Raw genomic sequence first — 23,956 nt, 5'->3', positions numbered from 1 at the left:
GACAGGAACACGGTCCCGGCCGGTACTGCATCGACGTGTGCGTAACTGCGACACCGGTGTTAAGCACCGGTCGGACAACCCATCTCTCGCCGACCGCGGACAGGCACACGGACGCTGCACGTGCGCACCTGTGATCCGTCGACGAGAGAAACCGATCGCCCAAAGATGCCGTATCAGTCTGTCGGCACTCGCTGGGCGCTACAGGCACCGGACGGTGGGATGGACTGCTTGGTGTCCGCGGACAGCTTCAGGTCGTCGTGCCCGCCGTTTTCGAGGTGCCTGTAGATGCGGCGGTGGTCGGCACCGACCTGCTCGAAACTGTTGGCGTGCTTGTACTGGGTCATGACCTCGGCGAGTCGCGCCCGTCGGTCGTCGTCTTCGAGGAGTCGCCTGACTCGGTCGGCCACCGCGTCGCTGTCGCTGATGTCGACCGTCGCTGGGGCACCCCAGTTCGACTCGATTCTGGTGAAATACTCCGCCTCGCTGGCGAGGACCGGGAGTTCCTGTGTGGCACACGCGTTGAACGTCCCGCTCTGGGTCACGACGCGGTACGGCAGGACGGCGAGGTCCGGTGCTTTCAGCGCCGCCCAGTAGTCCTCGTCGTCGAGGACGCCCGCGATCGTCACGTTGTCCGGTGCCGACTCGGCGATCGACTCGGCAAAGTCGAAGTCCTCTCCCTTCGGTCGCGCGCCGCCAGCGATCAGAAACTCGTACTCGGGGAGCCGTCGGGCCACTTCGATGAAGATGTCGTGGCCCTTCGGCGGCCGGACGAACCCCGGAATAGCGACGACCATCTCGTCGGGGTCGTAGCCGAACTGTCGCTTGGCGGTGGCCTGTGACAGTGCTGGTGATACGTCGGTGTTCACGCCGTGTGACAGGCGACTCCATTCGTCTGTCGCGAGGTCGATGTCGGCTCTGAACGTCGCGGCGCAGTCCGGCGAGAGGAAGATCAGGTGATCCGAGCAGATCGCCATGAGTTTGTGTTTCAACAGGAGGTAGAGGCGAATCGAGAACGGGGCCTCGTCTGGCTCGAAGTCGAGAACGGAGTGCATCGTCACGACGACTGGCCGGGACTGGAGCCGAGCGGCCAGATACAGCAACGGGAAGAAGACGACACCCAGTATCCCGGGATACCTGCTCCCGATCCGTCGGAACAGCCCGTACTCGTGTTGGACGTGGATGAGGTCGCCATCTGCGCGCACTGCCTCCAGTGCGAGGGCGATAAAGCGACGGATCGAGTGGTCGTCCTGTGGAATCTCGACCACGTCGGCGTCGACCATCTCGATACCGTCGATGAGGTCACGCGCGTACGTTCCGATCCCGCAGGAGCCGTCGTCGGGTGTCGTTACCATCGTAATGTGCTTCGTGTCGGTCCGACGTGAGTGAGACACCGCAGTCTGTGCCGTCGGCGCGGACTTCTGTTGGCTCATGGTTTGAAATAGGAGTGGATATAGGTTCGACGAACGGCCTGGCTATCGACGACGCGCTCTTCGTACTGCTCGACGGAACCGTCGCCAGGCAAGTCTCGCGACCACTCGTTCGACGGGCGTGCTTATCATTCTTCTCACGGTTTATCGAGTTCGTCGTTCTTACTGCTGGCCCACATTCTCCTGCCTGTGACCGGCGACAGTGTCGTAACGAAAACAGTTAGGAAACTGATCGGTACACGCCACCGAACCCGCGCCCGGTTCCGATCTGGGCCGATCACTGTCTGTTGTCGGGAATCTGGCCTTCTGTGGGGTCGGAACCGCCAGACCCATCGACCGATTCGACCCGACGGCGGCGGTACAGAGCCACCCGCGGCTACCCCCTGTGCCACAGTATCACATAAGAAATACTTACTCCGATTTGGGACTCGGTAATCGCTGTCACGGCCGGACAATCTCGGCCTGTCAGTCCCAACAATGCGTGACGAACTGGGAGAAAACGGGGACGGAAACGGACGTATCCCGCAACCGTCCCGCAAAAACCCATATACGGAGAAAATCCCTTCCAACGGTATTGTGTACGAAAACCCACTGTCGGCCCACACGAGAGAGACAGCGACGCCGGATCGATCTCATCCGGTCGCACCAGCAGACGCGCAGGCGATCGGAGGCGTGACCCTGTCGTGACTTTCGACGTGGCCTTTATCGGCACCGGTGCTGATCCCGACGAACCCTCCGTCGACGGGTTCGCCATGGCGTACCGACACGCCGAGGCGTACACTGCACTGGACAACTGCCGGCTCGTGGGCTGTGCGGACATCGTCGAGGACAACGCGGTCGCCTTCGCCGATACCTTCGACATTCCGAGCGACGGCGTCTTCACCGACTACGAGGAGATGCTGGCGGCGCTTGAGCCGGATATCGTCAGTATCTGCACCCCACCGGCGACCCACGCCGATCTGGTGATCGGCACCGCCGAGACCGGCGTCGTCGACGCGATTCACTGCGAGAAGCCGATGGCACTGACATGGGGCGAGAGCCGCCGGATGGCCGAAGTGTGCAGGGAGCGAGGAGTGCAACTGACGTTCAACCACATGCGTCGGTTCGGTCGGCCGTTCCGGGTCGCAAAAGAGCGACTCGACGCCGGTGCCATCGGGGAGCTTCGACGGGTGGAGTATAGCTGGGGGAATTTCTACGACAACGGCACCCACGCCGTCGACCTGTGCAACTACTTCAACGACGAACACGCCGCCGAGTGGGTCCTCGCACAGCTCGATTACCGGGAGGAAGACATCCGCTTTGGCACTCACAACGAGAATCAGGTCGTCGCGATCTGGCGGTACGAAAACGGCGTCTACGGCATGGCGCTGACCGGACCGACCGAGGGCATCATCGCAGGCGACTGGCGGCTCATCGGCACCGAGGGGTTCATCGACGTCTACATCACCGAGAAGTTCGGCGTCGAGGTGTTCAGCACCGACCCAGCGGACATGGAAGAACTGACCTTCGATGAGCTAACGCCCGGGACCAACCCGATCGCCCTCGCGATCGCCGACATCGTCGCGGCGCTCGACGAGGGACGCAAGTCGGAACTCGACGCGTCGAACGCGCTGAATGCGACGGAGATCATCTTCGCCGGCTACGAGTCCGCCCGTCGCCGCGGCCGGGTCGACCTCCCGCTCGAAATCGAAGACAATCCCCTCGAAGCCATGGTCGCCTCGGGCGAACTCTCCCCATTGTCGTTCCACCGCGAGTGAGGCCGTCACTCCATGGCCGATTCGACGGCTTCGACCGCTTCGCGGACCGCTGGCGTCGGGTCCGCGGGGTCGGCTTCGTACTCGATCACGAGTGGCTGCTGCAACGTCGTCGCCGACGAGAGCGTCGCGAGCAGGTCCGGGATGTCGAGGCGACCGGCCCCCGGGATAGCCTCCGTCTCGGCGTCGACGAAGTCTTTGAGGTGGAGCGCCAGCACGCGACTGCCGAATCGTTCGACGGCCGCGCCGGGGTCCTCGTCCGACCGCAAGAAGTGACCGGTATCGACGCAGGCTCCGAGGTGCGGGTCCGACGCCTGTTCGAGGACGGCCGCGACATCGTCGATCGTTTCGTAGGTCGCACCGGGACCGTGATTGTGGATGGCGAGGTCGAGGTCGAACTCGTCGGCCGCGCTGAGCAATTGGTCACGAAGTTCGTCGTCCTCAGGGGGGAATTCGAGCGAACAGTACTCCCCGCCGAGTCGGTCGACCATCTCGAACGTCTCCCGTATCCGGTCGTCGTCGCCAGACCGAAAGTCGACGACGCCGTAGCCACAGATGTCGAGGCCGGCCTCGTCGAGTGACCGTCGGACTTCGTCGAGATCGTCGCGGGTCGTCTCCGGGGTGACGTGTTCGTGACACAGTTCGACCGCCGAGACGCCCGTCCCGGCCAGTGCCTCACAGAGTCCGTCAACGTCGAACTCGCGGTAGGTGAAGCTCTGGACGCCGAGCGCGTATCTCTCGGATGGTGGCGCTGTCGTACCGCCGTCGGACAGTACATCGGCGCCGTCGCGGAGAGTTCGCTGGGTGGTCATCGTCCGTCGTACGCGCTATCGGCGGATTGTTATTGCGGCCCTATCTCGGCTCCGCAAGCACCGCCAGCAAGGCTCGGACGACCGACGTGTGGTGCGTGTACGCTCGCTCCATCGTGTATGCTCGACTTACTCGGGACCGCCTCGGTGCCGGAGTGGAGAGACGACGGCAACCCCGTTGGCCTGGCATCGACACTGTCATTCGGGACTGTTCAGTCGCGTCGGTCCTCGGTCGCGGCGTCCCACGGAGCACGCTGGGCGACAGTCACGCCTCGCCCGTCGACGGGGACGGCGAGCGTCTCGTCGGACGCTGCGTGGCTATCGGCCTGCCGGTGGTCCGTTCGAACGACGTGGCCTGTGCTGTCGAGGGCCGTGATGGCGATCCGTCCCGACCCTTGCAGTGGGACGGGGAGCGAGACGGTTCGAGCGTCGTCCGTCACGTTTCGCGCGACCGCACCGAACCCCCGGCTGTCCTCGGTCGAGATGATCCGCCACGCGACGGCCGGATGGAACAGCAGCGAGTCGACCCGCGCGTTCCGGTCGCGTGCGCCGCGGTAGGTCACGGTGACCGTGTCGTCCGGGGCAACCGTAACTGGGTCGAGTGCCAGCATCTCGTAATGGGCGGTCGAGGCACCACCGATATCGGCGGTCCGCTCGTCTTCGCCGACGGTGACGACGGCCGTCGCCTCCGGTGCGATCGTCCGTTTGACGACGATGTAGGGCCGGTACTCGCCGGCGTCGAAGGATGGCTCGAAGCGCAGGCGTCCGTCGTCGAGGATCTTGACGACCCGCCCGCCGTTGAACACGGGACCACCGATCTCGGGGTCGAGGCGCGTGGCCCACGCATTCAGGGTCCCCGATTCGGCGTCGACGAGTTCGGGGCCGGTGTCGGTCGACGAGGTAACCCGGCCGTCGAGTCCCACGCCGTCCGGGTACCGTGCGATGTCGAGCATCGTCCTGACCGCCGCGACGGTCGACTCAGCACCCGACTTCCAGTCGACGGCGTCCTCGTAAATGCCATCGTAGCCTCGCCCGGCGTCGCCGTCCCACATCCTGACGCCGGCCACGTTGTTCCCGTGATACCACGTCGCGAGTTGGGCACCGAGGCGTGCGAACACGCGCTCGCCGGTGGATTCCCAGAGTTCCGTACAGCCGTGGACGAGTGCGTCCGTCCCGTAGGAAAGCTGATGGAAGGGCAGCGGTGCCGGGCCGAAACTCCCGATCTGGGCGTCGGAACTGAGATGGAGGCTGTGCAGTGCCGTTACCTCCTGCCGGGCCGACGAGCGGTAGCGTCGCTCGTCGAGCACGTCACCGGCCCGCGCGAGCGCCGCGGCCTGCCGGAGACCCCACGTGTGCCACGCGTGTCCGGGCGGTGTCGCGAGGTGAGCGCCGAACGGTGCCGCGACGGTGTCCCCGCGGCGACACTCGTAGATGCCGTCGGCAATCTGGGCCAGCGCGGTCGCCGCTCGCTCGTCGTCGGCAGCGCGATGGTAGGCCGCGAGACCGAGTACCGACGGTGCGGCCCCGTACGTCCCGCCGCTGGGTAGCCACGCGGGGATGTCGCGCCCACCTGTCTGTTCGTACTCGCCGTACCGTTCGAGCGGGCCGTTTTCGAGCGCGTCGAGATACCGGTGGACGGCGTCGTCGAGCCTCGCGGCGAAGGTATCGTCCACGCCCGCAAAGTGGGCGTACCCCTCGCCGAGTGCCCAGCACGCTCGCGACGACCAGAATTCCAGCGACGGATTACTGGTCGCGGTCCCGTCGACGCGGACGCCCTCGACGACCGCCGGCGCGGAGTCCCCGAACACCGTCTCGTTCATCTCGGGGTCCGTCACGAAATTGAGGAAGGTGCCGTCGTCCTGTTGCATGTACAGGACGAACTCGATGGCCTGTCGCGCCCGCGTTCGACTGTGGTCGTCGCCATACGCGTCGACGTGAGAGAGGTACGCGACGGCGATGCGGGCCACGTCGTCGACGCAGGCGATGCCCTCGTTGCTCGCGTGAAACGGGCTGAACGTCGCCTCTGTGGGCGGTCGGTCGTCGTAGTGATCCTCGGGCGCAGCGTAGATCCACCAGTAGTGAAGGGTGTCGCCGTCGGGCGGTTCGAGCGTGTCGTGTAGCCGCTCCAGATGGTCGAGAGACATCTCCCGTCCGTTGTGGCCGACCGCCATTAATTGTTGGTGAGGTGAGTATTTCGGCCGGTGAACGGTCCGGCGTTGCTGTGAGCGGCCCACTCCCGTTCCGACCGCCTGCCGATCCGGGCGCTCACGCTGATCGAAATACGTGCCCCTTGTCAATGCAGGCCGATGGTATACCCCCGTCGGACGGGTAATGACCGATGAGGTAGTACGACGATGCTCCAAGACACCGTCATACAGGTCGGTATTCCAGCGTTTCTCGAACAGACCGTCGCCGAGATAATCGCTTTTCTCCCGCGTCTCGTCGCCGCACTCGTCATCCTGCTCATCGGATGGCTCATCGGTGCGGGGGCTGCACGACTCATCACTCGGTTGACGGACGCCGTCCAGATCGACCGGATGGTCCTCGAAACGCCGCTGGGACGGTTGATGGGTGGAACACAGGACGCGGTCTCGCGGGCCTTCGGCGTCATCACGAAGTGGTTCGTCTACGCGCTGGCGATCCTCGCCGCCGCGAACGTCCTCGCCATCCCGCTGCTCTCGGAGTGGATTCAGACCGCCGTCTCGTACATCCCGGCCTTCCTCGCCGGGTTGGCCGTCATCGTCTTTGGCTTCATCGTCGCTGACTTCATCGGTGATGCGATCATGCGCACTCGCGCGGCGACCCAGACCAGTTACACGGCGTGGTTCGCCGCGGGGACCCGGATGTTCCTGTACTTCACCGCCATCGTGATCGGACTGGACACGATGGGGGTCGACGTTGGCATCCTCTACCTGTTCGCGAGAGCGATCGCGTGGGGTCTCGCCGCTGCCCTCGCCATCGGTGCGGGCATCGCCATCGGCTGGGGTGCCCACACCTACGTCTCCGAGAACATCGACTCGTGGATGGGCAGTGCAAGCGCCGCGACGCCAAAGCCGAAAGAAACCCAGCAGGCCGGAGACGACGACTGACGCTCCCTGACTGTCGTCGGCGACGCCACGATTTCGCTACTCGAAGTCGATCGGAATTCCATCGGCGAACGACTGGGCCATCTCCGGGTGCGTGATCCGAACGCGTTTGCTCTCTCGGTCGTAGGTGAGCATACCACACGCTTCGAGCATCGGGAGGTGGACGTGGTGGAGTTGCACGAGCAGGTCACGTTTCTCGTCGACGCCGCTTGCACCGTCTGCCGTACTCAGATCGCTCGCGAGTTCTCCGAGAGTAGTGTCGAAGGGCGCACGCAGCGACGCACAGTTCGACAGGAGGAGGCGACGCTGTTCGTCGGCGAGGATGCGATACCGCTCTGTGGCAGAGGGTTCGGAAACCAGTTCTGTCGAGACAGTCGACTCGTCGTTGTGCATGGCTATTCGAAACCATGCCGAGACGGGCTATATGGATTTGCGCTAAAGAATTAGGTAGTCCACGTCACCGGACCGAACAAGGACCGGGCGCTATCCACGGACCGAACCGAGCGACCGGCTCACACAGACCGCCCCTGCATATACCTGTCAAAGTGTTAAATCTCGACGGTGGTAGTATCGTCATACATGGATTCGACCGAGGACACCCTCTCTGAGGGGGAACGGGAGACACTCGCGGTGTTCGCGGAGACCGCTCCCGGAGCGCCACTCACCACCGAGGACGTGGCAGCGGCCCTCGACATCCCGCGCCAGCACTGTCGATCACGACTGGAGACGCTGGAAGCACACGCCGACGTCACAGGGAGAGACGTCGAGGACGACCGTCGCGTGTGGTGGCGTCACTCGGGTATAGAGTCGGACGACAGGCGACCTCCGCCGGCCGATGGGAATGCGTGTCCAGGAGACGTGGCGGGCCAGTCCGATGACGCTGTCGCCGACCGCGAAGGAGTGCCGACGGCCGACGATGTCGTCGAACTCGGATTCCGAGCCACGGACCGCGTCTCGACGCTGGGTCTGGACGACACTTCGGGACGTCTCACCTTCCACGAGGCCATTCCCACGGGTGAAGACGAGTATCTCAGATACGGCACCGTCTCGTCAGCGTCGACGCCGCTCCGCGATATCGCCGACGCGTTCGGCCACTGGACTGATCTCACCGTCCGGGAGGGGACGCCCGACGGCCGGTCCGTCGAGATCCGCCTGTCGGAACCACCGATCGTCTCCACTGTCGCCGCCGTCGACGGAAGCATCGTCGATTCGACCATCGAGGACGGCGTCTTCGATCTCACGGTTCGACTCCCACCGGGTCCCGGCGAACGCCGCGTCGTCGAGGCCGTGACCGAGACGTACCCCTCGGCCGAGGTCGTCAGCCGGCAGACGATCCCCGCCGACTGGACCGTCGAATCCGTGCCGGTCGACGATCTGGCAGCGTCACTGACCGAACGGCAACGCTCGACGCTGCAGGCAGCCTACCGCGCCGGATTCTTCGAATGGCCCCGCGCGACCACTGGCGAGGAACTCGCAGACTCGCTGGGTGTCTCGGCACCCACGTTTCATCAGCATCTCAGGAAAGCCGAGAAGAAGATTTTCGACGCACTGATCCCGAAACTGTGAGAGACGGCCCACGTCACCGAACGACCGTCGCGCAGGCAGCCACTGCTCGCCGCTGTCGGGCGGTGCCAGACAGAACCCTGCTATCGCCAGCCCAATCAATAACCGACCGCGGCCCGACGCCCCAGTCACGAGCGAACGCGACCAGAGGAGAAGACGCTGCCGTCGACGCATCCAGAAGCCATCATGACGGACGAGATGGCAGCCGACACGGACGAAGGCACACCGATCACCGAGCGAATAGCGACCATCGGGCGTCGGCTCAGCCTCGCCCCCCTCACGCAGTGGCTGCTGTTCCGGGGTCGGCGGTCGCTGGTGACCCTCGCGTTACTGAGCGGCGTCTTTACGATGTTCCTGCTGTTGGCGCTCTTCAGACCGATCGATATGCAGCGCGTCCTCTCTGATACCGCGACGCTCAGGACGCTGTTTGGCGCGCTGTTGAGCGGCGCGATCCTCATCGTCTCGGTGGTCACCTCCATCAGTTCGATCGTGCTGTCGAAGGAGATTTCGGACATCGAGACCGAACAGGAAGAGATCGACGCCTCAATCGAGTTCCAGCGCCGCACGGAAGATCTGGCAGATGTCGAGGCGAGTCCGGGACAGCCGGCGGCGTTTCTCGAAGTCATCCTTTATACCATCTATCGCAAGGCCCGGACGCTCCGTGAGATCGGCCAGCGAAGCGACAACACGGAGTTCAGAGACCAGATCGAACAGCTGGCCGACGAGATCATCACGGAGTCCCGCGAGGCCGGGGAGACGCTCGACGGCGCGAGGTTCGGGACGTTCAAGGTCCTGTCTGCGGGGCTGAACTACGACTACTCGTGGCAACTCAACACGGCCCGGCGCATCCAGAACAGGCACGCCGAGCGGCTCTCGGATGCCGAGGCGACGGCGCTCGACTCGCTCGTCGACACCCTGACGCTCTTTGCCACTGGTCGGGAGTACTTCGAGTCGCTGTACTACAAGCGCGAGGTCGCGCGTCTGTCGAGCATGCTCCTGTACACGACGATGCCGGTCATCGTCTTCATCTCGTACCTGATACTGGGCGTCGACGGCGGCCTCCTCCCCGAGTTCGACGTTGGGCCACTCTCGTCGATCCCGGTCTTCATCATTCTCGCCTACACCATCTCGCTGTCGCCGTACGTCATCCTGACGGCACACGTGATTCGTGTGGCCGCGATCACACAGGAGACGCTCGCCGCAGGCCCGTTCAAGGTTCACGCCACGAGCCACACAGACATCGTGGAGCTCCAGCTTGACACCGACCCCGAACAGTGGGACTCGCCGGGAGCGTTCGAGGACGACCCGGAGAGCACCGACGATTCGCCTGTCATAGAGCCACGGTCCGAGGACGGGCAGCGTGACGGGTCCACCGACCGCGGTTACCGATAGCCCCGCGTGTCTGCTCGACGCCCAACCGATGGCAGTTCCACAGTGAGAGGGTCCCGAATGCCGGGAGTAAGCACAGCTGTATGACGCTCGCAACGACGCGCCGGACGAACCGGCGAGCGGTGGTCCTGGCACCCGTGACAGCGGCGAAAGCGACGAGGAACGGTGTGCTTAACAACACTATCGCTGTTAGGCACAGGAGTCGTCGCTGCCGGCGTGACTGGACAGCACCGCCGGTCTTTCGATCACTCCGGTCGACCACCGTCTCGAATGGCGCGTCCTGTCATCCAGCAGTTTCACGCCTCGATTTCGGGGTTGTGGCCGGGACCGAAAAAACGAGCGTGAGCGCCTCGCATCGCCGTCGGTATCGGCGCTGTCCCACCCGGCCGTCAAATACAGGCCGCAGACTTATCCCTCGAACAGTCCGATTTTGAACGATGTCACACGATTCAGACCCACGCACAGAGGACCGTATCACGACCGATCTCTCCACCATCCAGAGGTGGTCGAGAGAGCGCGACCTCGTCCCCGTACGATACGAAGACGGAGACGAGCACCGACTGGCGATCGTCCGCGAGTCCGAGACGCGCGCCGAACACGAGGAGCTATCGTGGGACGAGTTCGACTCGGAGATGCGCGAGCGGGATCGACTCGTCATCCGACGCAGCGACGAGGACGAGATCGATATCGTCGAGCGGTCAGAGGTCATCAGCCGAGCGACCGTCGACAACGAGGCCGTCGAGCGAGCGCTTGCCGAGGGTGAGACGGTCGAGACGAAAATCACAGAGCGGAAAGTCCTCGAACACGTCGTCGTCGAGGAGTTGACCGTCGAGAGCGAAATCGTCGACCGGGAGACCATCGAGTCCCGGTTCGTCGATGTCGAACTCATCGACTCCACGGTCGATCAATGTAACGCGACACTCTCGGAGACACCGGACGAGACACGCGCGGATCTCTCGTGGTTTCAGGCGGGCACCGAGATCGACGAAGCGTTCGACGTGGAACTGTTCGTCGACGAGAACTGGCGACTCACCAGAGACGTCGTCGAACGGCTGACCGTCGAGAGTCGAATCGTCGACACCGACATCGAGTCCAACGAGACGCTGGAGTCGGACACCATCCGGGAGACGGTCGACATCGAGGGCGTCACCGAGACCATCCTCGAAGGCGAACTCGTCGACTCCCACGCGGCCGCTACCACCGCCGTCGAGAGCGGCATCGTCGAGAGTCAGTTCCGCGAGGACGACACCATCGAAACGCACCTCCTCCGGCGTCAAACGATCGACGAGGAGATGCGCGTCCGTCGTAACGTGATGGGCCAGATCAGCGGCGCAGACACCGTCTCCTCGGAGGCCATCACTCACGCCGTCGTCGAGAGTGAGATCGTCGACGAGACGGAGTACGGGATCGATCTCACCGCGCGAACGACCGCCCGGGAAGCGGCGGCGACGGCGATGGACGAGGACGGGTCCGTCGACGTCGACCCGAGCGCGCGAGCGGATGTCGACGAGCCTGTCGTGTTGAGCGAGGACGACGAAGGGAAGACGGTCGTCAACATCGAGGGAGAAAAACTCGGAATGGTGGTGGACGTCCACAGTGAGACCATCACCGTCGATCCAGACCCGTCGATTACTAACCGGATTCGGACGGTGCTCGGATGGTCGAACCACGACGAGGACGCCTACCCCGTCGACAGGGACTACATCGCCCGCGTCGAGGACGACAAAGTCGTCCTCAAGATCGACGACCGAGAGTGATCACTCGGCATCAGGGAGCCGTCGATCCGCTGGCTCGTCCGTCAGATCGTCAGCGACTGATCCCCGGTCGACGACGCTCCCCTCGTGGATCGGTTGGTGATACGTAGCCTGAGACACCCGGTAAGACCGTCATACGGAGCCTATATCGAGGTCGTCCAAAGCGGCCAGTCACTGTCTGAAAGCGCAGCGAACCGACGGAAAGCTTTTGCTACTCGGGGAAGTAGCGTGGTTCGTACCAACAAATGTATCGCAGCCAAACCACTGTGCACGCTCGTGGCACCCATCACCCCAGTAACAACACGCAGGCGTACGTCGTGAAACACGACTTCGGCGGGTCTGCGGCGTTGACCACGACGCTCGCACACGCCATCGCCGACGTGAGCGGGGCCGATGTCACCGATGCGGGATTCACGCTCTCGGAGTACGTCGACCCGGAGGCACTGGACAATCTGTTCAAACCGAACGACGACGGACGGCTCCGACTGAACGGCCACTGCTCTTTCACGATCCGGGGCTATCAGGTGACGGTGTACAGCGACGGTCACATCGCGGTCGTCCCGCCACAGCAAGCGCCGGGCCGACGCTGACGGCGCACCCGCCCCGGTCGAGTATGGATTCGTTACCGCCAGTGAACGGGAGCCTGTAGTGGTTCACACGTCTCGATACGATCGATTAGTCCTCGACTGGCGACCGGCTTACTGCGTGCGGGCAGTGACTTACGCTGTGAACAGTGTCGGCAGTTTATGAGCAAAACAGCCATCGCCCTGTCTGCACACGGTTCCTGGACGCCTCGACACTCGCGGGCAGCGACACGCGGGGTTCTCCGGTGTCCGTGTGTGCCCCGAGCACCCGCTCGGACGACCACCTCACTATGAGTGAAACAACGGATCTGATGCAGACGACAATCGAGATACAGCGCAACGCGATCGAACAGAGTCAGCGCGCGCTCGAAGACGCCGTGGAGATTCCGATGCAACAGTCCCTCCAGTTGCAGAAGAGCGCCGGAAAGCTGTTCCTCAACGGACTGGAGATGACCAACTGGCTGCAGGACCGGAGTGTCGACCTCACGCGCGAGACGCTCGACACATACTTCGACTCCGTCGACGACGCCACGCAGCGTGCAGAGACACTCACCGAGCGAGGGATCGCAGAGGCGAGCGAACTCGGCCAGGACGGGCTCGCGGCCCAGCAGCGCCAGCTCGCCGCCGGGGCAGCCGGGAATCAGGCGACCCAACAGCCGACGGGGAACACGTCTCAGCAGGCGATGACACAGCCCGCACAGGCACCCAGCGAGCAGTCGACACAGCAACCCCAGTCCGCTCGATCGCAGTCACCCCAGTCCACTGCGGGCATCGAACAGCCCCAGCAGCGAACACCGAACCCAGCGTTCCAGCCAGTCCAGTCACAGAACGTGACACAGACGCCACCCCAGCAGCCCCCAGCACCGACGGCACAGCCGAACGCGGCGACGCCACAGCCCCAGCACCAACAACAGCCACCGCAGCAGACCGGCCAGCCGCCGATGGCACCGCCGCAAGGAGGCCAGCAGTCGCCACAGCAGACGATCCAGCGACCGCCGGTGCAATCGCAGACCGGACCCGCGCCGCCCGAACCCGTGGAACAGCAGGCACAGCCCCGGATGGGCCAGTCGGGAACGCAGCGACAGCCGGCAACGATCGGCGGCAACACCGACGAGGAGCGACAGCAAGAGAAGATGCTCGTCGAGAACATGTAGTCGAGACGGCGAGAGCGAATGACCCGGACTGTGGACGTTTTCGCCGGTCGATAAGGACCGATTCCGGCAACAGTAGCCGTGGTAAACGGCCGTTACTCAGCCCAGACAGTGTACTAACCAATTAGTACTAAAAAGCGACGCGCAAGAAGCCCCTGCTGGTGCTTCGCCGTGCAACTCATCTGTAAAGACGGAACGACGATACCGTGTGACGACTTCGAAGTGATCGACTCGGGCGTCCTCTTCTACCGTGGGCAGGCCACAGACGAAGAGGCAGAGATCGAGGAAGAACGAGCGAGTGGGTTCGTTCCCACGCCGGAGGTCCACTTCGTGCTCCCGGACGAGATGATCCAGCAGCCCCGACAGCGTGCCGGGGCGGCCGAGCAGTCCCAGACGCGCCAGATGGCACCGGGCCAGCAGACTGGCGGGATGGCACAGCAACAGCAGATGCAACAGCCACCCACTTCGGGACACCAGGGCACCTTCTGACCTGACAGCCCCGTCTCCGACGTGAGTCCGACGGCGACGGGGACGAGACGACCCGTCTCCGGCAGTCGCGTCGGCGGTCGAACCGGCGCTGTCATCGCCGACGTGTCGCCGTCGAGTGGAGGTCCCGTCGACCGAGCAGCCAGCCGTCGAGACCGGGCTAGGGCTGTCAGAGCACCGTGTTCTCGCCGGATTTCACGCTGACACCACTGTTAACGTCACCAGTGCCAGCCACGGCGGGAGACCAACGGAGCGAGGCGAGAACTGACAACCTAATTCTATAGGGACCACACTCATGACCGACAGACGTGATGGTTCGCTCATGAGTACGATCGTGGAGGCGACGATACCAGCGGACCAGTTCGCGCTCGAATCTGCCTTCGACCGCTGTCCCGACGTGGAGTTCCGGATGGTCCGACTGGTCGCCCACGGGCAGGACCACATCGTACCGTTCCTCTGTGCCGACTGTTCGTGCCCTGATCGACTCCGCGAGGCACTCGGCAACGACCGCAGCATCGAGTCGTTCGACGTACTCGCCGAACTCGACGACGAGTATCTCATTCACCTGAACTGGGGGCCACACGTGCGCCTGCTCGCGTCGATCATCGGCAAGAACGACGCATCCATCCTCGATGCGACGGGCTACGGCGGCCTCTGGTACCTCCAGTTGTTCTTCCCGGACCACGATCTGGTCTCGACGACACACGACCTCTGTGAGCAACACAGCATCGACATCGAGTTCGAACGGATCAATCAACTCTCGGGCGAGTCCGAGTATGGCTACTTCGGCCTGACCGACCGCCAGTACGAGACGCTCCTTGCAGCCTACGAGTGTGGCTACTACGACGTGCCACGACGGGTGAATCAGGAGGAACTCGCCAAGCAGTTCGACATCTCGCATCAGGCGATTTCCGAGCGACTACGCCGCGCACACGAGACGGTCATCTCGAACGGTCTCTACTACGGAATCCACCGACGCGACCAGCAGCTTACGCAGCCGATCCGTCAGGAAGCAGATACGTGAGCGGCTGCGGCAAGGTTTTATCTGTCGATAGATCGAACAGTTCGACCGTCGGCCCCAGCCGACAGTCTCTGCCGACATTCCCCCCATGACACCGAATCACGGATACGATCCGACAGACGAACGGACGCGACAACAGGGCAGCCAGCAACCGAGTCAGCAACAGCCGACCAATCAGGCACAGGGCGGCCCCAGCCAGCAACCGAGTCAGCAACAGCCGACCAATCAGGCACAGGGCGTCCCGGGCCAGCAACCGTACCAGCAGGGAGCGCCTCAGCAGCCACCCCAGCAACCGACCCAACAGCAGTACCAGCAACAATCACAGCCCCAGTACCAGCACCAACCCCAGCAGTACCAGGCCCCACAGCAGCACGCGTCCGCGAGCGGCCAGGTTCCGATGACACAGCAACAGGCGGTCCAGCAGCCGGTGGGCGGCGGTCAGCCGATGACCGGACAGGCGCCGGCACAACAACGGCCCGGCCGACCCACACCGCGCCGGCCGGTACTCAAGCCCGCGCGGGTCAACGAGATCATGACCGAGGACGTGGTGACCGTCGAGCGGGACACGCCCATCCGAACCGCCGTCGCCCAGATGGCAGAGAAGGACGTCGGTTCAGTCGTCGTGGTCGAGGAAGACAGACCCATCGGCATCCTGACCGACCGAGCCGTCGCAATCGCGCTTGAAGAAGCCCCGGACATCGCCCAGCGCGTGGCCGAAGAACTGATCGGGCAGGAAGTCATCACCGCCGACCCCTCGATGACTATCTTCGACGCGCTCGAACTGATGCAAGACAACGGGATCCGTCGCCTCCCGATCGTCGACGACAACGGGGCGCTCCGTGGGATCGTCACCCTCGACGACATGCTGGTCCTCTTCGGGAACGTCCTCGGCAACATCGCCGAGACGGTCGAATCCCAGTCCCCGCGCCTCTGAACGCCCTGCCGGAGCACCGTTTTCGACTCACGCGAATCGTACTCTGGGACGAGCCGGATCATGCTCGTGGCCCGCCGACCGGTATCAGCGTTCGACCGGCGGGATGAACGGCCCGACGGAGACGGTCCGAGCGCCGATGGTCGACGCCCGGAGGATGTAGGAGATGAACGTCGTGAACGGGGTCAGGACGACGCCGATACCGAGACTGAAGACGATGCCGTGAAGCGACCGAGGGATGGCGATCGACTGACTCCCGAACAGCAGCGTCAGGAATATCGCCGTGAGGAGGGCACCGAATCCGGTGTAGATGAGATACCGTGAGAGCCGCCCGAAATCCTGCTGGAGCGAGAGTGTCTTGAGGAACTGCCGACTCACCGCGATCGATTCGAGGAGCTGGTCGATAGCATCGAACTCCGAGTCGACGCCCTCCGGGAAGTCGTCCGCGTATTTCGTGTGTACCGTATCGATGGCAATCATGTTCTTCGCGTAGCTGGTCCCCAGAAAGACGTTGAGCACGTCGGTGATCTCGGTCTGGTCCTCTAGCTTCTCCTCGATGTTCTGACCGTACTGCTCGACGTCGCGCAGTACCGTCTCGACCTCGGCGGGGGTGTCCCAGTCGGCAGCCTCGAGCCGTTCCTCGACCGACGCGACGCGGTCGGTGAGCGTCTGGGCGACCAGCGAGAGGAACGCTGCGGGGTCCGACGGTGAGGTGGGTTCGCCGGCGAGGTCTTCGACGGTCGCTCGCAGTTCGCGGGTCCCGGCGAGTCGACTCGACAGGTCGTCCGGCGAGCCGAACACGCGGGCGATGATGAGCTGATTGATCGACAGCGCGATGGTCAGGAGGGTGGCGACGCCCGATGTGACGCCACTGCCCATGAGCGTTGCCATCACACTGGTCGGCCCGACGTTGACGACACCCAGCGTGAGCGCGAGGTACGTGAGCGCGACGCCACCGATCGAGAGGAGGCCAGCGACGACGAGACGGTTCGCGTCGAGCAACACCCAGTACGCGAGCGAGGACATGCTCTGCTCGGTCTGCTCGATAGACGCGACACTCGAAGATTGCGAGGCCATACGTCCAGTTCGACCCGCGACCGGAATAAGATGGTGTGAACACCAGCACCGCGTTTACACATCTCGGGACAGTAGTTGGGGTATGGTCACCGGTCTCGTCGACTACGAGTCGGCCAATGCAGTGGCTGGCTGGGTCACGGTCGTCGTTCTGGGCCTGTCCGGCGGAGCACGCCTACTGGCTGGTGACGTACTCTGGGCCGGGCTTGCCGTCGTCGTGATCGTCCTCTCGCTGCTCCCGTTCTGGGCCAGTGGACGACCCACGAGGATGCCCGCGTGGGAGGTGCTTCTCGTCGCCACGTTCCCGGTCGTCGCCCGAACAGCGGGGCTTGGCGTCGAGACGCTCGCCTATCTCGCCGTCGCTGCGCTGGCACTCGTCGTCGCCGTCGAACTGGACGCCTACACGGCCGTCGAGATGACCCCCCGGTTCGCCATCGTCTTCGTCGTGGTCGTCACCATGGCGCTGGCCGGTCTCTGGACGATCGTACAGTATGCCTCGGACGTGTATCTCGGAACCACGGTGCTCGCCGACCAGCGGGCCGTCATGTGGAACCTCGTCGCTGCGACGGCAGTGGGTGCGGTCGCCGGTCTCGTGTTCGAACTGTACTTTCGACGGCTCTCGCCCGGACACACCATCGTCCGCGAACGACCGGGGGCGGTCGAATGAGCCTCGTCGACTCCAACGTAGACGGGCCGACGCTCCGGCGCGTGGCCCGTGGCATGCAGGTCCTGTTGCTCGCCATCACTGGCTACGGCCTGATCGTGGGGCAGTTCGCCCTCGCGATCAACGGCGTCCTCTCGTTCGCCGTGACGCTCGTGCCCGCCGTCCTCTCGTGGCGGTACGGTCACCGGACCGACCCACGGCTGGTACTCTGGATCGTCGCGGCGGCGACGATTCACAGCGCCGGCTTCCTCGGCCCCTACAGCGTGCAGTCGGGGCCGCTGTCGCTGTACGACAGCGTCGCCCACGCGGTGTCGGCCTCCCTCGTCGCCGGCGTCGGCTACGCGCTGCTGGACGCGCTGGACCGTACCGCGACCCACCTCCAGTTTCCCGAGCAGTTCAGGTTCGTCTTCCTGCTCGCCGTCATCCTCGCCTCTGGCGTCGCGTGGGAGATTCTGGAGTTTGGCTCGGGGATGCTCGTCTCGGGGCTCACCGGCACGGAGCCGCTCGTGCAGTACGGAGTCAGCGACATCGTCCTCGACCTCAGCTTCAACACCCTCGCCGCTGCCCTCGTCGTCCTCTGGGGAACGCAGTACTTCTCACATCTGATCTCGCTGTTCACCCGTCGACTGACCCGGTGGTGAGAGTCCTCAGTCGACGAGGGCATCCCAGAGGGTGGTGTCGATATTGCGCCCGAAACCGGGCCGAGGGGGACACATCGAACTGGGCCGGCTGAGAGCCACTCACGAGCCACCGGCTTTGACTTGCCGGGTCCACTCTTTTGCCCATTCCGTCCCCAGCCCAGATATGAGCGTCATCGGTGACTTCCGAATCCCCGCGGCGGGGTTCCCGTTTTTCTGGGCGGTCGGCGAGGCCAGAAAGCAACACGCTGTCACGGCTCCCCGGGCACACATCGTCTCGTCCGAGTGCGGGGAGCACGGCCGGTACCAATTCGGTGCCGAAGATACGTCGTTCGTCCTCGAATCGCACGTCTCCGAGATCGGGAGCGAGCAATGAATGCTCCCACCGTCGAACAGACATCGTCGGCCGGCGAGGACAGCAGGACCACGACGGAGACCGACGCCTGCGGGCATCAGCTTTCGATCGGACATCTCGACAACGATCTGCCGTCCGAACCCTGTGACCGCCCCGTCTGGGACGATCACGACTGGTGCGTGTGGCACGCACCCGTCGACGGCAAGACTGAGAGCGACTTCGAAGCCGACGATCCGCAATCTGGCGGCCAGTACAACGGGGCCTACCTGCAAGGCGCATCGCTCCTCGGCGTGGACTGGTTCACTGGCTCGTCACTCGTCGGTGCGAACCTGCGCGACGCGGACGTTCGCGGCGTCGATTTCACCGATGCGGACCTGACGATGGCGCAGCTATCCCGCGTCTCCGCGATCAGTGCCACGTTCACCGGGGCGAATCTCGAAGGGGCGGTCCTCACGAACGCCGATATTCGCCGCGCGTCACTCGGACACGCGCGCCTGCACCAGGCAGTCCTGACGGACGTCACCATCGGTGGCGGAACGACGATGGGTGACGTTGCGTTCTACGATCAGGAGAACGCGCCGCCGAAGTTGCAACAGGACGAGCCACTGGAGGCCGCCGCGTGGGTCTACCGGCAGTTACAACAACTGTATCAGGACAACGGTCTCGCGGTGCTGGCCCGTCGAAGTTATCGTGCCGAGAAGGATGCACGGCGACGCCTCGCGTGGCAACGGTCCGATTACACCTCGATCCTGCGGCGAGAACTGTCGCGCTGGGTGATGGGGTACGGTGAAAGTCCGTACCGGGTACTCGGCACCTCACTCGTCGTCATCTTCGGGTTCGCCGTGCTGTTTCCGTTGACCGGCGGCATTCAGGAGGTACAGGGCGGCCGAACACTCACATACTCGCTGGACAACCCCGAGGAGGCACCGTCGTGGTGGATCGGACGCGTCCTGCTAAAGAGCCTGTACTTCAGTATCATCACGTTCACCACGCTGGGATACGGCGACATCCAGCCGATCGGTCCGTGGGCGCGATTCCTCGCGGGAACGGAGGCGCTCCTCGGAGCGTTGCTGGCTGCGCTCCTCGTGTTCGTTCTCTCCCGTATCGTAACGTGGTGACCGAGACACCCCCGTCCACACCCGAATCAGCGACCCTGTTCCAATGACAGAACACGAAAACGTCGAAGCGGCCACTCGCTACCTGAACGCTGGCGTTCGCCTCCTACAGACTGCCATCGCACTGTTCCTCGTCGTAGTGCTGGCCGTGGGAGTGATCAATCTCCTCGCGACGTTCGTGCAGGCCGCGCTCGCGATCGAGATACTCGGATACAAGAACGCGATCAACCTCATCTCGACGACTATCGAGATCGTGCTGTACCTGTTCATCGTCGTCGAGTTGTACAGAACCATCATCGCCTACGTGTCCGCGAAGAACGTCGTCCGAGCGGTCATCCACGCCGGACTCATCGCCGTGGTCCGCCAGATCATCATTTTCAAACCCAGCGATGCCGGTGGCCCCGAGACAGCCCTCGCGACCGCTGGCGTCTACTTCCTGCTCCTGCTTGGCTTGCTCGTCGGGTTCTTCCTGATCCACTGGCTGGAGTCCCCGGACACCGACGAGTGATGCCCCCGTCTGCCGAATGAATCACGGTGGCCGAGCAGTGACTGCATCACATTCTTAACCAACAAGACGAAGGATTTCACCGTATTGTTGGTTAACTCGGCGAACGGGCGAGTGCTGTCCGTCGGTGTCGTCGGGGAATCGAGAGCGACCTGTGGAGTAGTCGAAAACGAGCCGCCGAAAGTACGTCCCTGTCGCTCCGTCTTGGCTGGCGAGGCGGCGCTTCGAACACAGACACTACTGCTTAGGGAACGTCGACTGCGGCGCGGGGGGCTGCTGGGACGACTGCTGGCCGGGGGGTTGAGACGGTTGCTGGCCGGAGGGCTGAGACGGTTGCTGGCCGGGGGGCTGAGACGGTTGCTGGCCGGAGGGCTGAGACGACTGCTGGGACACTCCAGACGATGGGAGCGGCGTGGACTGCTGGGAGGACCCCGGCATTTGTGCCTGCTGGCCGATCTGCTGACGGTCTCCTTGCTGTCCTGACGGCTGGGCAGCCTGTTGTCGGCCCATCTGGCCCGCCTGCTGACCGAGCTGCTGGCCCCCGGCCTGCTGGGCGACCTGCTGTTGGTGCCCGTACCCACGCTCCCGTGCGAGGTCCTCGGTGAGTACGGCCTTGAGGGTGTTCGACGGAATGAAGCCGATGGTCTTCTCTCGGTCCTCGGACTCGAAGAGTACGATCCCGCCTCGCACTGCTTTGAAGTCACCGATCTCGATCACGTCGCCGTCCTGTTGTATCGCGAGCATGGCACCGGATCTACCGCTCGCACAGTCTTGGTTAGCAGCGAGCTATCCCGGCGTCGGCTGGCGGTACCGGCGGGTAAGCCGCTCGTATCAGGCCCGGTCCTCGAACGCTGCCGAAAGCTGTTCTCGCATGAATTCACGGCGCACGCGTCGAGAACGCGAGTCGGAGAGATAATTCTCCATTACGACCCGTGGATCGCTACTGCCCTGCTCTGCGGCGATCTCGTCGACGCCTTCGAGGACGCCTTCGAGGACTGCAGTGTATGTGTCGTACCAGAAGCGCCGGCAGAGCTGTGGACTCGGGCGCTGGCCCTCGATTCGGTCCGGGAGTCCCGCCTCCGCCGCGAGCGTCTGGAACCGGTTTCGGATCGTGTCTCTGGTCACGTGGGGCGTCTCGCCCTGTGCCGACGGAAACAGGTATCCCGTCCAGCCGTCGTCGGCCCCCAGCTCGTCGATTCGGGCGTCCAGAACAGCCATCCCGAACAAGAGCGAGACCTCGCCGGGACCGTTCTTGCGCTGTTCGAACGTGATGTAGGGGACATCGTCTGTCGGGACGTCACGATGAAACTGAGAGACGTGCAGTGCGGCAGCCTCGCTGGCTCGAAGCCCCCAGCCAGCGAGCGCCACCACGAGCAACTGCTCACACGTCGTCCCCGCTGCCCGCACGAGCTTTCGCACGTGGGTCGAGGATAGCGAGGGCGTCGGAGCGGGTTCCACTTCCCACTTGAACTCGTCGTAGAGTCCGCTCGCGGGGTTCATCGATGCGACCCGTCGGCCGACGAGATGCTGATACCAGGCGTCGACGACGCGCCGGACACGCTGCAGCGTCTTGGCGCTGTACTCCCGCTCTGCCTCGTTGAGCCAGTCGAACGCAGCGTAGCACGCGTCGACGGCTTCGTACGCCGGTTCCTCGCGATCACGTCGAATGGGCGTGAGGAGGTCGCCCGTGCCGTTGGCCGCTCGATAGGCGCGGACGTAGAGATTGAGTCGCGTTCGAAGCGCATCGATAGAGGAATCCGCCAGACTGTACCGGGCGGCCCGACGGTCGAGGAACTGTTCGAGGGCATCGATCGTATCCGTGTCTTTCGTTGCCCACGCGTAGCCGTCCTCGTCACCGAGGCCGAGGTCCTCGGCCCAGAACGTTCCAAAAGACCGGTCGTGATGACGCCGCAGCGCTGCGAGAAACGACCGTGCGTCGTGCGCTCGAAACCACTGGTGGGTGGGCTTCTCGCTGCGTGGATCGAGACCCGACGCGTCGAGGCAGGGCGCGATCTCGTCCCAGTATAGCTCCACGAAGTCGTCGAGTGAACACGCGGTCCAGCGGACATCCTCGAACGATGGCGTCTGCTCTGCCTCGCTCCGGCGCTCCTGTCCAGTGTTCGATCGTCTCGTCGAATTCATCGGCAGATTCGACATCCTGAACCGGCCAGATTCCTTCCAACCCTGTCCGCTGTCCGAGGTGGTGCCGCTGAGCGTGCCATATTCGAGCTGTTCGGCCTTTTATTCGGATCGCTAATCAATTTGTGGGTTCGGCTGACCGAGAGAGTCTGCGTAACCCACGCGTATTCCGGTGATAGCACGCACCGATTCGATAAATCATATATCGCGATATAGTTTTTCCGAGCAGGCCGATTCGACGCTGCCAGACGATGCCGCGTCCCTCGACGACGAGCGCCCGGTGAGCCACTGAAGAACGGTCGTGACACAGCCCCTGTGAGACGTGAGTCGATGGCGAAAACGGCAGTCGATCACGGGGAGGATGTCAATCGTCGTGTTCGATGACGATATCCTGCTCCTCGAACGCGTACCCTCGGATCTGTGCTTTCGGGACATCGTCGTATTCGCCGCTATACTCGTCGGGTTCGCGGACCGGCACGGCTGGAGCGTCGTCGACGGCGTAATCGACGACGTAGATTTCGCCGTCGTCGAACTGGACCCAGCCCGTGTATCCGAGATCCGAGAATTTGCTCCGGTCGTATCCCAGCGGACGGATGCGCGTCCAGGCCTCGTCGCGTCGACGAGCGAGACAGGACTGAACGTCGGTCAGCGCCGCGAACGTGTTCTGGCTCCACGTCCCCAACCATCCACTTCCCCCCTGCATGAACCGGTGAGTGATGAGAACGTTCCCACTGTTCAGGACGCCGCCGACTGGGCGGTGACACGCTGGTATCGGCATCTCGTACACGCCCTCCCAGGTCTCGCCACCGTCCTCGCTGATCGCTTTGAAACAATCGTGACCCTGCCCGGAGTTCTCTCTGAGAAAACAGACCAGTTGGCCCGTCGGGAGTTCTACGATACTCCCCTCACAAAGCTCGAGGTCCTGCTCAGACGCGACAGTGATCGGTCCCTCCCAGGACGCTCCCTGATCGTCGGAGTACCACGTTTGCTCTTTCCAGCGGTCGTCGCCGTCACCTGTTCTGTCCACAGTGTGCGCACTAAGAAGCCACCGACCCGCGTGCTCCCCGTGTTCGAGTTCGACGAGCTGATCGGGAACGATCCCCTTGACCGGCGTCTGATGCGGACCGTCCCAGGTCTCCCCATCGTCGGCACTGAACCACAGCCAGTTGCTCTGCTCTCCCTGCTCGTTCCCTTCGCTCGCTCCCGCGACCCGGTCGGCCACGACAGCTAGACGGCCGTCGTCGAGTGCTACGATTCGGGCGCAGTTCCAGTGTGGATCGGTTTCCGTCTCCTTGTGCAGCGCCGCAGTGAGAGGCTGCTTCTCGGTCCACGTTCGACCGCGATCCGCTGACCTCGTTACCACGATTCGAGTGTAAGCGCGGTCAGCGTGATGGGTGCACTCACTGAAGACACACACCAGTGTCCCAGCACTCGACAACGCTACGTCTGGCCAGGCTTCGTAGATACCGTCGTCGCTACTGACAGAGAACTGTCGTACCATCGACGGATAG

Annotated in this window: 23 protein-coding genes; 15 read left to right on the top strand and 8 right to left on the bottom strand. The window is 63.8% G+C overall.

The features are described 5' to 3' along the window. Positions 1–173: 173 nt before the first annotated feature. Entirely contained in the window at positions 174–1,352 is a 1,179-nt protein-coding gene (locus tag AC5FRW_RS13255; protein ID WP_493568933.1) for a glycosyltransferase, read from the bottom strand. A gap of 758 nt (positions 1,353–2,110) precedes the next feature. Here AC5FRW_RS13255 and AC5FRW_RS13250 point away from each other — a divergent pair. Further along, positions 2,111–3,184: a Gfo/Idh/MocA family protein gene (locus AC5FRW_RS13250; protein ID WP_493568932.1), complete on the top strand. Its 1,074-nt coding sequence runs from the start codon at positions 2,111–2,113 to the stop codon at positions 3,182–3,184. A 5-nt stretch (positions 3,185–3,189) separates the two neighbouring features. On the opposite strand, the gene AC5FRW_RS13245 is transcribed toward AC5FRW_RS13250, so the two are convergent. Together AC5FRW_RS13245 and AC5FRW_RS13240 are read right to left on the bottom strand one after the other, a co-directional pair. Continuing rightward, positions 3,190–3,993, bottom strand: coding sequence for a sugar phosphate isomerase/epimerase family protein (locus AC5FRW_RS13245; RefSeq protein ID WP_493568931.1), 804 nt, complete (start codon positions 3,991–3,993; stop codon positions 3,190–3,192). Positions 3,994–4,202: 209 nt separating this feature from the next. Beyond that, on the bottom strand, positions 4,203–6,134 hold the full coding sequence (locus tag AC5FRW_RS13240) for a hypothetical protein (protein ID WP_493568930.1): 1,932 nt from the start codon (positions 6,132–6,134) through the stop codon (positions 4,203–4,205). Positions 6,135–6,344: 210 nt separating this feature from the next. On the opposite strand from AC5FRW_RS13240, the gene AC5FRW_RS13235 reads away from it, so the two are divergent. Further along, positions 6,345–7,079, top strand: coding sequence for a mechanosensitive ion channel family protein (locus AC5FRW_RS13235; protein ID WP_493568929.1), 735 nt, complete (start codon positions 6,345–6,347; stop codon positions 7,077–7,079). Positions 7,080–7,115: 36 nt separating this feature from the next. On the opposite strand, the gene AC5FRW_RS13230 is transcribed toward AC5FRW_RS13235, so the two are convergent. Further along, the gene (locus tag AC5FRW_RS13230) at positions 7,116–7,469 is read right to left on the bottom strand and encodes a DUF7344 domain-containing protein (protein ID WP_493568928.1); all 354 of its coding nucleotides are present in this window, start codon (positions 7,467–7,469) and stop codon (positions 7,116–7,118) included. 186 nt (positions 7,470–7,655) lie between these two features. Here AC5FRW_RS13230 and AC5FRW_RS13225 point away from each other — a divergent pair, with 186 nt between their 5' ends. The 8 genes from AC5FRW_RS13225 to AC5FRW_RS13190 all read left to right on the top strand — a co-directional run bounded on the left by AC5FRW_RS13225 (position 7,656) and on the right by AC5FRW_RS13190 (position 15,958). Next, positions 7,656–8,642: a helix-turn-helix domain-containing protein gene (locus AC5FRW_RS13225; protein WP_493568927.1), complete on the top strand. Its 987-nt coding sequence runs from the start codon at positions 7,656–7,658 to the stop codon at positions 8,640–8,642. Between the two features lie 183 nt (positions 8,643–8,825). Further along, positions 8,826–10,031 carry a DUF7972 family membrane protein gene (locus AC5FRW_RS13220; protein ID WP_493568926.1) on the top strand — a complete coding sequence of 402 codons (1,206 nt, stop codon included), beginning with the start codon at positions 8,826–8,828 and terminating at the stop codon, positions 10,029–10,031. Positions 10,032–10,465: 434 nt separating this feature from the next. Next, positions 10,466–11,785 (top strand): DUF8593 domain-containing protein, encoded by a 1,320-nt coding sequence (locus tag AC5FRW_RS13215; RefSeq protein ID WP_493568925.1) that lies wholly within the window; start codon positions 10,466–10,468, stop codon positions 11,783–11,785. 242 nt (positions 11,786–12,027) lie between these two features. After that, positions 12,028–12,372 carry a HalOD1 output domain-containing protein gene (locus AC5FRW_RS13210; protein ID WP_493568924.1) on the top strand — a complete coding sequence of 115 codons (345 nt, stop codon included), beginning with the start codon at positions 12,028–12,030 and terminating at the stop codon, positions 12,370–12,372. Between the two features lie 284 nt (positions 12,373–12,656). Next, entirely contained in the window at positions 12,657–13,520 is an 864-nt protein-coding gene (locus tag AC5FRW_RS13205; protein WP_493568923.1) for a hypothetical protein, read from the top strand. A 168-nt stretch (positions 13,521–13,688) separates the two neighbouring features. Beyond that, positions 13,689–14,006 carry a hypothetical protein gene (locus AC5FRW_RS13200; protein ID WP_493568922.1) on the top strand — a complete coding sequence of 106 codons (318 nt, stop codon included), beginning with the start codon at positions 13,689–13,691 and terminating at the stop codon, positions 14,004–14,006. A gap of 319 nt (positions 14,007–14,325) precedes the next feature. After that, a complete protein-coding gene (locus AC5FRW_RS13195) occupies positions 14,326–15,027 on the top strand; it encodes a helix-turn-helix domain-containing protein (RefSeq protein ID WP_493568921.1) in 702 nt (233 codons plus the stop codon). Between the two features lie 85 nt (positions 15,028–15,112). Beyond that, a complete protein-coding gene (locus tag AC5FRW_RS13190) occupies positions 15,113–15,958 on the top strand; it encodes a CBS domain-containing protein (RefSeq protein ID WP_493568920.1) in 846 nt (281 codons plus the stop codon). An 84-nt stretch (positions 15,959–16,042) separates the two neighbouring features. Here AC5FRW_RS13190 and AC5FRW_RS13185 read toward each other — a convergent pair whose 3' ends face one another. Then, positions 16,043–17,032, bottom strand: a complete 990-nt coding sequence (locus AC5FRW_RS13185; RefSeq protein WP_493568919.1) for a DUF7972 family membrane protein — start codon at positions 17,030–17,032, stop codon at positions 16,043–16,045. 82 nt (positions 17,033–17,114) lie between these two features. Here AC5FRW_RS13185 and AC5FRW_RS13180 point away from each other — a divergent pair, with 82 nt between their 5' ends. From AC5FRW_RS13180 to AC5FRW_RS13160, 5 genes are all read left to right on the top strand, one after another. Then, positions 17,115–17,696, top strand: a complete 582-nt coding sequence (locus AC5FRW_RS13180) for a hypothetical protein (RefSeq protein ID WP_493568918.1) — start codon at positions 17,115–17,117, stop codon at positions 17,694–17,696. Beyond that, positions 17,693–18,334, top strand: coding sequence for a DUF2238 domain-containing protein (locus tag AC5FRW_RS13175; RefSeq protein WP_493568917.1), 642 nt, complete (start codon positions 17,693–17,695; stop codon positions 18,332–18,334). The genes AC5FRW_RS13180 and AC5FRW_RS13175 overlap by 4 nt, the downstream gene beginning before the upstream one ends. A 163-nt stretch (positions 18,335–18,497) precedes the next feature. Further along, positions 18,498–18,707 (top strand): hypothetical protein, encoded by a 210-nt coding sequence (locus AC5FRW_RS13170; RefSeq protein ID WP_493568916.1) that lies wholly within the window; start codon positions 18,498–18,500, stop codon positions 18,705–18,707. Next, a complete protein-coding gene (locus AC5FRW_RS13165; RefSeq protein WP_493568915.1) occupies positions 18,704–19,804 on the top strand; it encodes a pentapeptide repeat-containing protein in 1,101 nt (366 codons plus the stop codon). Before AC5FRW_RS13170 ends, AC5FRW_RS13165 begins: the two co-directional genes overlap by 4 nt. Positions 19,805–19,847: 43 nt before the next feature. Next, a complete protein-coding gene (locus tag AC5FRW_RS13160; RefSeq protein WP_493568914.1) occupies positions 19,848–20,309 on the top strand; it encodes a phosphate-starvation-inducible PsiE family protein in 462 nt (153 codons plus the stop codon). Positions 20,310–20,543: 234 nt separating this feature from the next. On the opposite strand, the gene AC5FRW_RS13155 is transcribed toward AC5FRW_RS13160, so the two are convergent. The 3 genes from AC5FRW_RS13155 to AC5FRW_RS13145 form a co-directional block, all read right to left on the bottom strand. Continuing rightward, positions 20,544–21,050, bottom strand: a complete 507-nt coding sequence (locus AC5FRW_RS13155) for a hypothetical protein (RefSeq protein WP_493568913.1) — start codon at positions 21,048–21,050, stop codon at positions 20,544–20,546. 87 nt (positions 21,051–21,137) lie between these two features. Beyond that, the gene (locus AC5FRW_RS13150) at positions 21,138–22,448 is read right to left on the bottom strand and encodes a tyrosine-type recombinase/integrase (RefSeq protein ID WP_493568912.1); all 1,311 of its coding nucleotides are present in this window, start codon (positions 22,446–22,448) and stop codon (positions 21,138–21,140) included. 361 nt (positions 22,449–22,809) lie between these two features. After that, the gene (locus AC5FRW_RS13145; RefSeq protein WP_493568911.1) at positions 22,810–23,946 is read right to left on the bottom strand and encodes a sialidase family protein; all 1,137 of its coding nucleotides are present in this window, start codon (positions 23,944–23,946) and stop codon (positions 22,810–22,812) included. Positions 23,947–23,956: the final 10 nt, after the last annotated feature.

The sequence above is a fragment of the Halomicrobium sp. HArcht3-1 genome (assembly GCF_058933345.1).
The sequence above is the reverse complement of the archived record's forward strand: the minus strand, read 5'-3'. Positions and strand labels throughout refer to the sequence as shown.

Excerpts from the sequence above, each read along its gene's own strand:
- AC5FRW_RS13190 (WP_493568920.1), top strand. The coding sequence starts at position 15,113 with ATGACACCGAATCACGGATACGATCCGACAGACGAACGGACGCGACAA.
- AC5FRW_RS13175 (WP_493568917.1), top strand. The coding sequence starts at position 17,693 with ATGAGCCTCGTCGACTCCAACGTAGACGGGCCGACGCTCCGGCGCGTG.
- AC5FRW_RS13145 (WP_493568911.1), bottom strand. The coding sequence starts at position 23,946 with ATGGTACGACAGTTCTCTGTCAGTAGCGACGACGGTATCTACGAAGCC.
- AC5FRW_RS13235 (WP_493568929.1), top strand. The coding sequence starts at position 6,345 with ATGCTCCAAGACACCGTCATACAGGTCGGTATTCCAGCGTTTCTCGAA.
- AC5FRW_RS13155 (WP_493568913.1), bottom strand. The coding sequence starts at position 21,050 with ATGCTCGCGATACAACAGGACGGCGACGTGATCGAGATCGGTGACTTC.
- AC5FRW_RS13170 (WP_493568916.1), top strand. The coding sequence starts at position 18,498 with ATGAGCGTCATCGGTGACTTCCGAATCCCCGCGGCGGGGTTCCCGTTT.
- AC5FRW_RS13160 (WP_493568914.1), top strand. The coding sequence starts at position 19,848 with ATGACAGAACACGAAAACGTCGAAGCGGCCACTCGCTACCTGAACGCT.
- AC5FRW_RS13185 (WP_493568919.1), bottom strand. The coding sequence starts at position 17,032 with ATGGCCTCGCAATCTTCGAGTGTCGCGTCTATCGAGCAGACCGAGCAG.
- AC5FRW_RS13240 (WP_493568930.1), bottom strand. The coding sequence starts at position 6,134 with ATGTCTCTCGACCATCTGGAGCGGCTACACGACACGCTCGAACCGCCC.
- AC5FRW_RS13215 (WP_493568925.1), top strand. The coding sequence starts at position 10,466 with ATGTCACACGATTCAGACCCACGCACAGAGGACCGTATCACGACCGAT.
- AC5FRW_RS13205 (WP_493568923.1), top strand. The coding sequence starts at position 12,657 with ATGAGTGAAACAACGGATCTGATGCAGACGACAATCGAGATACAGCGC.
- AC5FRW_RS13245 (WP_493568931.1), bottom strand. The coding sequence starts at position 3,993 with ATGACCACCCAGCGAACTCTCCGCGACGGCGCCGATGTACTGTCCGAC.
- AC5FRW_RS13150 (WP_493568912.1), bottom strand. The coding sequence starts at position 22,448 with ATGAATTCGACGAGACGATCGAACACTGGACAGGAGCGCCGGAGCGAG.
- AC5FRW_RS13220 (WP_493568926.1), top strand. The coding sequence starts at position 8,826 with ATGACGGACGAGATGGCAGCCGACACGGACGAAGGCACACCGATCACC.
- AC5FRW_RS13230 (WP_493568928.1), bottom strand. The coding sequence starts at position 7,469 with ATGCACAACGACGAGTCGACTGTCTCGACAGAACTGGTTTCCGAACCC.
- AC5FRW_RS13180 (WP_493568918.1), top strand. The coding sequence starts at position 17,115 with ATGGTCACCGGTCTCGTCGACTACGAGTCGGCCAATGCAGTGGCTGGC.
- AC5FRW_RS13165 (WP_493568915.1), top strand. The coding sequence starts at position 18,704 with ATGAATGCTCCCACCGTCGAACAGACATCGTCGGCCGGCGAGGACAGC.
- AC5FRW_RS13210 (WP_493568924.1), top strand. The coding sequence starts at position 12,028 with ATGTATCGCAGCCAAACCACTGTGCACGCTCGTGGCACCCATCACCCC.
- AC5FRW_RS13255 (WP_493568933.1), bottom strand. The coding sequence starts at position 1,352 with ATGGTAACGACACCCGACGACGGCTCCTGCGGGATCGGAACGTACGCG.
- AC5FRW_RS13195 (WP_493568921.1), top strand. The coding sequence starts at position 14,326 with ATGAGTACGATCGTGGAGGCGACGATACCAGCGGACCAGTTCGCGCTC.
- AC5FRW_RS13225 (WP_493568927.1), top strand. The coding sequence starts at position 7,656 with ATGGATTCGACCGAGGACACCCTCTCTGAGGGGGAACGGGAGACACTC.